Source organism: Gemmiger sp., from assembly GCF_057431175.1.
Genome location: NZ_DBMDDV010000003.1, coordinates 116,580 through 124,347, shown reverse-complemented (window position 1 = coordinate 124,347; position 7,768 = coordinate 116,580). Strand labels below are relative to the sequence as shown.

Genomic DNA, 7,768 nt, shown 5'->3' with positions numbered 1-7,768 from the left:
TGGAGACGATGACCGACCTGTATGAACTGAAAGCCGCCATCCTGGCTGCCAAAGAAAACTGCGCCCTGCCGATCTTTACCTCGATGAGCTTCGAGAGCCGGGGCCGTACCTTCACCGGCTGCACAGTGGAAAGCTACGCTGTCACGGCGGCAGGCCTCGGCGCGGACGCCGTGGGCATCAACTGCTCGCTTGGCCCCAAGGAAATTTTGCCCTTTGCTCAGCGGCTTTGCCGCAGCGTGCCCGCCGGTGTGCCAGTCTTTGTCAAACCCAATGCGGGTCTGCCCAACCCGGACGGCAGCTACAACTTGGATCCGGACGGCTTTGCAGCCGAAATGAAAGAATACGCCGCCATCGGTGTTTCGATGGTGGGCGGCTGCTGCGGCACCACACCCGCCTTTATCGCCAAACTGCACGTGACGTTCAGCCCGCTGGCCCCGGCTGATAAAATTTCCATCCGCCGCAGCTGCCTGTGTACACCGGTTCGCTTTGTGGAAGTAAACGGCATTACCGTCGTGGGCGAGCGCATCAACCCTACCGGCAAAAAGCGCTTGCAGCAGGCCTTACGTGACGGCGACAGTGCTTACCCCTGCACCCAGGCCGTGGCCCAGGCCGAGGCCGGTGCCCAGGTGCTGGACGTCAACGCTGGTTTGCCCGGCATCGACGAAGCTGCCACGCTGGAACAGCTCGTCAAGGATTTGCAGGCCGTCACCGATCTGCCGCTGCAGCTGGATTCCTCGAACCCCGAGGCTCTTTCCCGTGCATTGCGCATTTATAACGGCAAGCCCATCGTCAACTCGGTCAACGGCGAGACTGAGACGCTGGAAAAGATTTTGCCGCTCTGCAAAAAGTACGGTGCTGCCGTCGTCGGCCTGGCGCTGGATAAGGGCGGCATCCCACCGACAGTGGAGGGCCGCGTCGCCATTGCCCGCCGCATTGTGGACGCCGCCCACGCCGCAGGCATCCCGGACGAGGATATCTACATTGACTGTCTCTGCCTGACCGCCAGCGCTCAGCAGGAAGGCGCAACCCAAACGCTGCAAGCGCTGGCCCGCTGCAAAAAAGAGCTGGGCGTGCGCACCGTGCTGGGCGTATCCAATATCAGCTTTGGCCTGCCGTGCCGCGGCTACTTGAACACCACATTTTTGACGATGGCGATGTCTGCCGGGCTGGATCTGGCGATCATGAACCCCAATACGCCGGAAATGATGGCCGCCGTGCGCGCCTACCGCGTGCTGACCTGCCAGGATCCTCAGAGCACCGACTATGTGGCCGCCTACGCCGATGTGCAGATTCAGACGACCCAAACGAGCAAATCCGCTGCCACGGTGGCCGAAGTCAGCGCCGCCGCGCCGGGCGGGGACGCCCTGTTTGAGGCTGTGCGCCGCGGCCTGAAAGCCGAGGCCCGCGCCGCCGCCGATGCCGCCCTGACCATGCGGGAGCCGCTGGATGTGGTCAATACTTCGCTGATTCCCGCGCTGGACGCCGTGGGCGACGGCTTTGAGAAGGGGACCGTGTTCCTGCCGCAGCTTTTGCAGGCTGCCACCGCTGCCCAGGCCGCTTTTGAAGCCATTAAAGCCAAGATTGCAGCCTCTGGTCAGGCCCAGGGCAGCAAAGGCAAGATCGTCATTGCCACGGTCAAGGGCGATGTACATGATATCGGCAAGAACATCGTCCGCGTTATTCTGGAAAATTACGGCTATGACGTGCTCGACCTGGGCCGCGACGTTGACCCCGAGCGCGTGGTCGAGGCTGTGCGCCAGACCGGGGCCAAACTCGTGGGCCTGTCCGCCCTGATGACGACCACCGTGCCCAACATGCAGGCCACGATTGAAGCCCTGCACGCCGCGAATCTCGACTGCAAAGTCATGGTGGGCGGTGCCGTGCTGACGCCTGACTACGCCCGCGATATCGGTGCTGATTACTACTGCAAGGACGCCAAGGCAAGCGCTGACCTTGCCAAACAGCTTCTTGGATAACCCCCTGCCGCGTTTTTTGTTAAAACGCGGCAGTTTTTGTTTTCAGTTGTAAAAATTGCTGATTCTTAGGAAAAGCCATTGTAGTTACAGGGTTTATGCGCTATAATAAACAATACGCACATTTTGGGTAAATTGGCTGATTTGTCTGATTTTTAGGAGCAACTGCTTGAAGAAACATATCATCAAAATCGCCGCTTTTCTTGTCGGCTTTTTGCTTATCAATCTGCTTTTGTGCGGCTTTATGCCGCCGGATAACGGTTCCAGCCTTGCCATGTGGCGCAACTATCACAGCAAAGATTCCGTCGATATCGCCGTCATTGGCTCTTCACTGGCCTCCTGCGCTTTGCCGGAGGAAGAACTGGCCGCCGCCACCGGCAAATCCGTAGCACTGATGGCGACCAACGCCCAAAGCTGGGATATGTCCAAAATTGCACTGGAATCCGTGCTGCGGGAACATACACCGCAGTATGTCATCCTGGTCATGGACCTGTACAATATGACGGGGGAGCCATACCCCAAGGCGCAAAAGGCTTTTCTCTCTGCCGAGTTGCAGACTTCCCGCTGGCAGGACCGCCCCGCCGAACTGCTGCGTTACATGACCAGCGCCGACCGCTTTACCGACGCGGATTCGCTGAACGCGCTGTTCCCCTGGCAGGGCGGCAACTGGCCCACCGATTGGCCCGCCACCATCCGGCAGAAGTGGAACGCCCTGACTGCTCGCATTGCTGCGCGCGGCGCGGCGCACGGCCAGCCGGAAGGGGATACCGTCATCGATTTTGACACGATCGGCAATGTGAATACCTGGAACCAGACGAACCACCCATTCACCCAGCAGCACATTGACGAGCTTGTCTCGATGATGCAGCTCTGCCAAGAGAAAGGTGTGCCGCTGCTCGTCATCAGCGCCCCAAAAACGACGCTGGACGTCATCAGCTACGATACTTATTTTGACGATTACGCCTTTTTCAAAAAGCTGGCAGGGCTTTACGGCGCATCTTACTATGACTTCAACTTTGCCAAACAGGAGCTGTTCGCGAACGTTGAACCGGATTACTACAAGGATTTCACCCACATGAACACCACCGGCGGCCACGCTTTCAGCCAGTGCATGGCAAAGTTCCTGACCCTGCTGGACGAGGGAGCTGACGTGGATGCCCTGTTTGAGACGCCGGAAGAATACCTGGCCGCCGTCAACTATATCACAAATGTGTACCTGACGCCGGAGATTCAAACGGACAAAATTCTGCTGCTGGCGGGTTCCTACCACGGTCCCTCAGTCGAGGCTGAGTATGAGTTCTGGGTCAAAGCCCCCGGTGAGACGGAATACGCAAAAATTTCCGATTACGACACCCGTACCTGGGTCGAATACCCCACAACAGTACACGGTAGCTATCAGTTCCGCGTCAATGCGCGGGTAGTCGGGTCTGATGCAGATTTTGAGCGTTATTACGAATGTTATCTTGATTTTTAAATATACGGATGGTGTAGTGTGGAACTCTATTCCCTAAGCTTTGTTCTGCTGGTTACGGTCGGCCTTTTGCTGTATTATACCGTGTTGCGCACCCGCCAATGGCTCTGCCTGCTGGGGTTGAGTCTGGTGTTTTTTGCAGCCAGCGGCTGGCAGGACTTTTCGTTTTTGCTTTTTACGGCCCTGACGGTCTGGGGCGGTGGGCTTTGCCTTGCCAAATTGGACACCGATGCCGCCGCCCGCCGCAAACAGCCCGGCTTGCCAAAAGAAGAAAAGAAGGCCATCAAGGCCCAGACCACCCGCCGCAAAAAGGGTGCTCTGGCCGGTATCTTGGTTGTGAACTTTCTGGTGCTGGGCTACTTTAAATATTGGTCCCACTTTGCGGCGCTGCTTTCCGGGGCTTGGGCCGCCAGCACGCCGTCGGCGCTGGGGCTGGTCATGCCGCTTGGCATCAGCTTTTATACATTTCAGGCTGTGGGCTACCTCATCGACTGCTACCGCGGCCGCCACCCGGCTGAGAAAAACTTTGCGCGTTTTCTCTTGTTCATCAGCTTTTTCCCGCAGCTCGTGCAGGGGCCGATCAACCGCTACGGCGAGCTGGAACCCCAGTTCATGGCCCGTCATACCTGGGATTGGGAGCGCACCAAACGTGCGCTGTTCCTGTTCGCCTTCGGCGCGATGAAGAAATACGCAATTTCCAACCTAACGTCCCCGACGATTGCCGCGATTTTGGACGTTGAGGATGCCAGCGGCCTTACCGGCGCGATGGCGCTGCTGGCAATTTTGCTGTATTCTTTGCAGCAGTACGCTGATTTTTCCGGCGGTATCGATATGGTGCTGGGCGTCGCGCAGCTGTATGATATCCAGATGATGCCCAACTTCCGCCAGCCGTATTTTTCCACCTCACTGGGGGATTTCTGGCGGCGCTGGCATATCTCCCTCGGCGCATGGATGCGCGACTACCTCTTTTACCCCTTCGCCCTGACCAAGCCGATGCAGCGCTTCGGCAAATGGGCAACCAAGCACGGCGGCAAGCATTTTGGCCGCGTACTGCCCGCTGCTGTGGCGAACCTGCTGGTGTTCGCCGTCGTCGGCATCTGGCACGGCCCGGAGATTCACTACCTCGTCTGGGGTCTCTACAACGGCGCGGTCATTGCTCTGTCTGACTTGCTGGAACCCGCATTCAAAAAGCTCAACGCTGCGCTGCATATCCCCACTGAGAGCCGCGCCTGGCATCTGTTTCGCATTCTGCGCACCTTTGTCATCGTCAACATCGGCTGGTACTTTGACCGCAACGGTTTTATGCGCGGGCTGCTCTGCCTGCAAAAGACCTTTACGGATTTCCGCTTTGACTCGCTGGCGGCAAACGCTCCCGGCGCATTTGCCGCTGTTTCGGGGCCTGCGTGGGGCATCGTAATCATCAGCACCATACTGGTCTTTGTACATAGTGTTTTGAAGGAAAACGGCCGTGACCCCTACGCGGATGTGCAGCGCCTGCCGCTGGTCGTGCGCTGGGCGCTGTACTATCTCGTCATCTTCCTGACGCTAATCAGCTTTATCTGCGTTACCGACACCACCGGCTTCCTTTACGCGAATTTCTGAGAAAAGAGTTTTTTATGCAAACCAATATTCTGGATTGGCTTGAAGCCACCGCCGCCCGCTGCCCCGATGCCCCCGCCGTGGGGGATGTGCAGCAGGACTACACCTGGGCGCAGCTGGCAGAATTGGCCCGCCGCAGCGGCAGTGCCCTGGCGGCCCGCACCGCGCCCCGCTGCCCGGCAGCGTTCTATCTCGAAAAATCTGCCCCGGCCTTTGCCGCTATGCTGGGCACGGTCTATGCGGGGTGCTGCTACTCGGTGCTGGACCCCCGCCAGCCCGCCGCCCGCACCCGGCAGGTGTTGGATACACTTGCCCCGGCATTGCTCATCACCGACGCCGAACACGCCGACGCTGCAGCAAAGCTTAGCTATTCCGGTCCAATTCTTCCGCTGGAAAGTCTGCTGACCGCCGATGAGGACGCCGCACTGCTGGCTGCCCGCCGTGTCCAGGCTGTGGACGTTGACCCCTTATACATCAACTTTACCAGCGGCAGTACCGGCGTGCCCAAGGGCGTCACGGTCAGCCACCGCTCGGTGCTGGATTTCATCCCGCAGTTTGCCGGTATTTTTGGCATCAACGGGGACGATATCCTCGGCAACCAGGCCCCCTTTGATTTTGACGTCTCGGTCAAGGATCTGTACACCGCCCTTTACACCGGGGCCAAGGTGCAGATCATCCCCCGGGCCTATTTCAGCCAGCCTACCAAGCTGATGGACTACCTGGCCGACCACGCTGTCACCACGCTGGTCTGGGCTGTCAGCGCCATGTGCTTTGTCTCCATCATGAACGGCTTCGGCTACCGCGTGCCTTCCGCCGTGCGCCAGGTTCTTTTCAGCGGCGAGGTCATGCCCATCAAGCACCTGATGAAGTGGAAGAAAGCGCTGCCCGCCGCCCGGTTCGTCAACCTCTACGGCCCTACGGAAATCACCTGCAACTGTACCTACGCCATCCTGCCTGATCGGGATTTTGCCCCCGACGAGGTGCTTCCCATTGGCCGCGCCTTCCCGAACGAGAAGGTCTTTCTGCTGGACGAACGCGACGCCCTTGTGACCGAACCAGGCCAGGCAGGGGAGCTTTGTGTCTCCGGCACGGCGCTGGCGCTGGGCTATTACGCTGACCCGGTGCGCACAGCCCAAGCCTTTACCCAGAATCCGCTGAACCCCAACTGGTACGAGCGCATTTACCGCACCGGCGATCTGGCGCGGTATGATGAAAACGGCAATTTATTCTACATCGGCCGCAAGGATTTCCAAATCAAGCATATGGGCCACCGCGTCGAGCTGGGCGAAATCGAAGCCGCCGCCATGCGGTGTGACGATGTGAGCCGTGCCTGCTGCATCTTTGACGCCGAAAAGCAGCGGCTGCACCTGTTCTACACCGGCAGCTGCGAGAAAGCCGCCCTGCTGACCGCGCTGAAAGCCAACTTGCCGCCCTTTATGCAGCCCAACACGGTTCAACAGCTGGACGAACTCCCCACGAACAAAAACGGCAAGATCGACCGAACGGCGCTGGCCGCCCTGACGAAAAAAGGAGCACGCAAATGACCGATGCCGCCTTACAAAAAATCGCCGCCATATACGGCACACCGACGTTCGTGTTTGATGCCGACGCCCTGCAAGCCCGCGTGCGCGCTATCCACGAAATCTTCGGCGACGCTATCACGCTTTGCTATTCCATCAAGGCAAACCCGTTTCTGCTGCCAGCCATGGCCGACGTCACCGCACGGCTGGAGGTGTGCAGCCCCGGCGAGCTTTCGATCTGCGAGAAGCTGCACGCCGCCGATGCCCGCGTTATCTATTCAGGTGTCAACAAGACCCCCGTCGATATCGCCCGCGCTGTGGCCGACGGGGTCGGCAGCTACACGGCGGAGTCCCTTCTGCAGGTACGCTACTTGCAAGATGCCGCCCACAAGGCGGGCAAACGTCTGCCCGTGCTGCTTCGTTTGAATGCGGGCAGCCAGTTCGGCATGTCGAAGGATGATTTGTTCACCGCCTTGGCAAATCGTACCGCGACGCCAGACCTCGACTTCATCGGCATCCACTATTTTGTGGGCACCCAGCGCAAAAAGCTGACGAACCAACAAAAAGAGCTGGCGATGCTGTGCGAGCTCTACAACGAAATCGAGGCAAAATTCGGCCTGCGCCTGCCGGAGCTGGAATACGGCCCCGGCCTGCCGGTGCCGTATTTTGACGGCGACGACTTTACCGACACGCTCGCCCCCGCCAAGGCGCTGGTTCCCGCCTTGCAGGATGCCGCCCGCTGGGCGCACCTGACCGTCGAAATGGGGCGTTTCTACACCGCCGAATGCGGGTACTACCTGACGACCGCCATGGACTGCAAGGATCATGACGGCCAACACTACTGCATTGTGGACGGCGGCATGAACCACCTGAACTATCTCGGTCAGATTATGGGCATGAAGCGCCCCCGCCTGCGCCACTTTGCTGCACAAGCAGGACAGACGCAGGACTGGACGCTCTGCGGCAGCCTATGCACCACCAACGATGTACTGGTGCGCAGTTTCCCGTTGACAGGGCTGCGCACCGGCGACCTGCTTGTATTTGAAAATGCAGGTGCCTATTCCGTCACCGAAGGGCTGGGGCTTTTCCTCAGCCGCGACCTGCCCGGCATCGTCCTGTGGCAAAACGGCGCGCCGCAGCTTGTGCGCGGCCTGACGCCGACCTATCCCATCAACACGCCAAACTTATAAAAAGGAGACCTCATC

Annotated in this window: 5 protein-coding genes; all 5 read left to right on the top strand. The window is 59.2% G+C overall.

The genetic code is table 11. From position 1 onward, the window contains the following. The coding region (locus ACZO0A_RS02615) for a homocysteine S-methyltransferase family protein (protein WP_486846005.1) at positions 1–1,976 on the top strand (1,976 nt) is incomplete at its 5' end. A 166-nt stretch (positions 1,977–2,142) separates the two neighbouring features. Continuing rightward, positions 2,143–3,447 carry a hypothetical protein gene (locus tag ACZO0A_RS02610; RefSeq protein ID WP_302376681.1) on the top strand — a complete coding sequence of 435 codons (1,305 nt, stop codon included), beginning with the start codon at positions 2,143–2,145 and terminating at the stop codon, positions 3,445–3,447. Between the two features lie 18 nt (positions 3,448–3,465). After that, positions 3,466–5,046 carry an MBOAT family O-acyltransferase gene (locus ACZO0A_RS02605; protein ID WP_486846004.1) on the top strand — a complete coding sequence of 527 codons (1,581 nt, stop codon included), beginning with the start codon at positions 3,466–3,468 and terminating at the stop codon, positions 5,044–5,046. Between the two features lie 14 nt (positions 5,047–5,060). Beyond that, positions 5,061–6,587: an amino acid adenylation domain-containing protein gene (locus tag ACZO0A_RS02600; RefSeq protein WP_291212527.1), complete on the top strand. Its 1,527-nt coding sequence runs from the start codon at positions 5,061–5,063 to the stop codon at positions 6,585–6,587. Beyond that, complete coding sequence (locus tag ACZO0A_RS02595; protein WP_486846002.1) at positions 6,584–7,753, top strand: diaminopimelate decarboxylase family protein; 1,170 nt, start codon at positions 6,584–6,586, stop codon at positions 7,751–7,753. The genes ACZO0A_RS02600 and ACZO0A_RS02595 overlap by 4 nt, the downstream gene beginning before the upstream one ends. The last annotated feature ends 15 nt before the right edge of the window (positions 7,754–7,768 follow it).

What these genes read in the sequence shown, in the direction of transcription:
- ACZO0A_RS02595 (WP_486846002.1), top strand. Translation starts at nt 6,584, where the DNA reads ATGACCGATGCCGCCTTACAAAAAATCGCCGCCATATACGGCACACCG.
- ACZO0A_RS02600 (WP_291212527.1), top strand. Translation starts at nt 5,061, where the DNA reads ATGCAAACCAATATTCTGGATTGGCTTGAAGCCACCGCCGCCCGCTGC.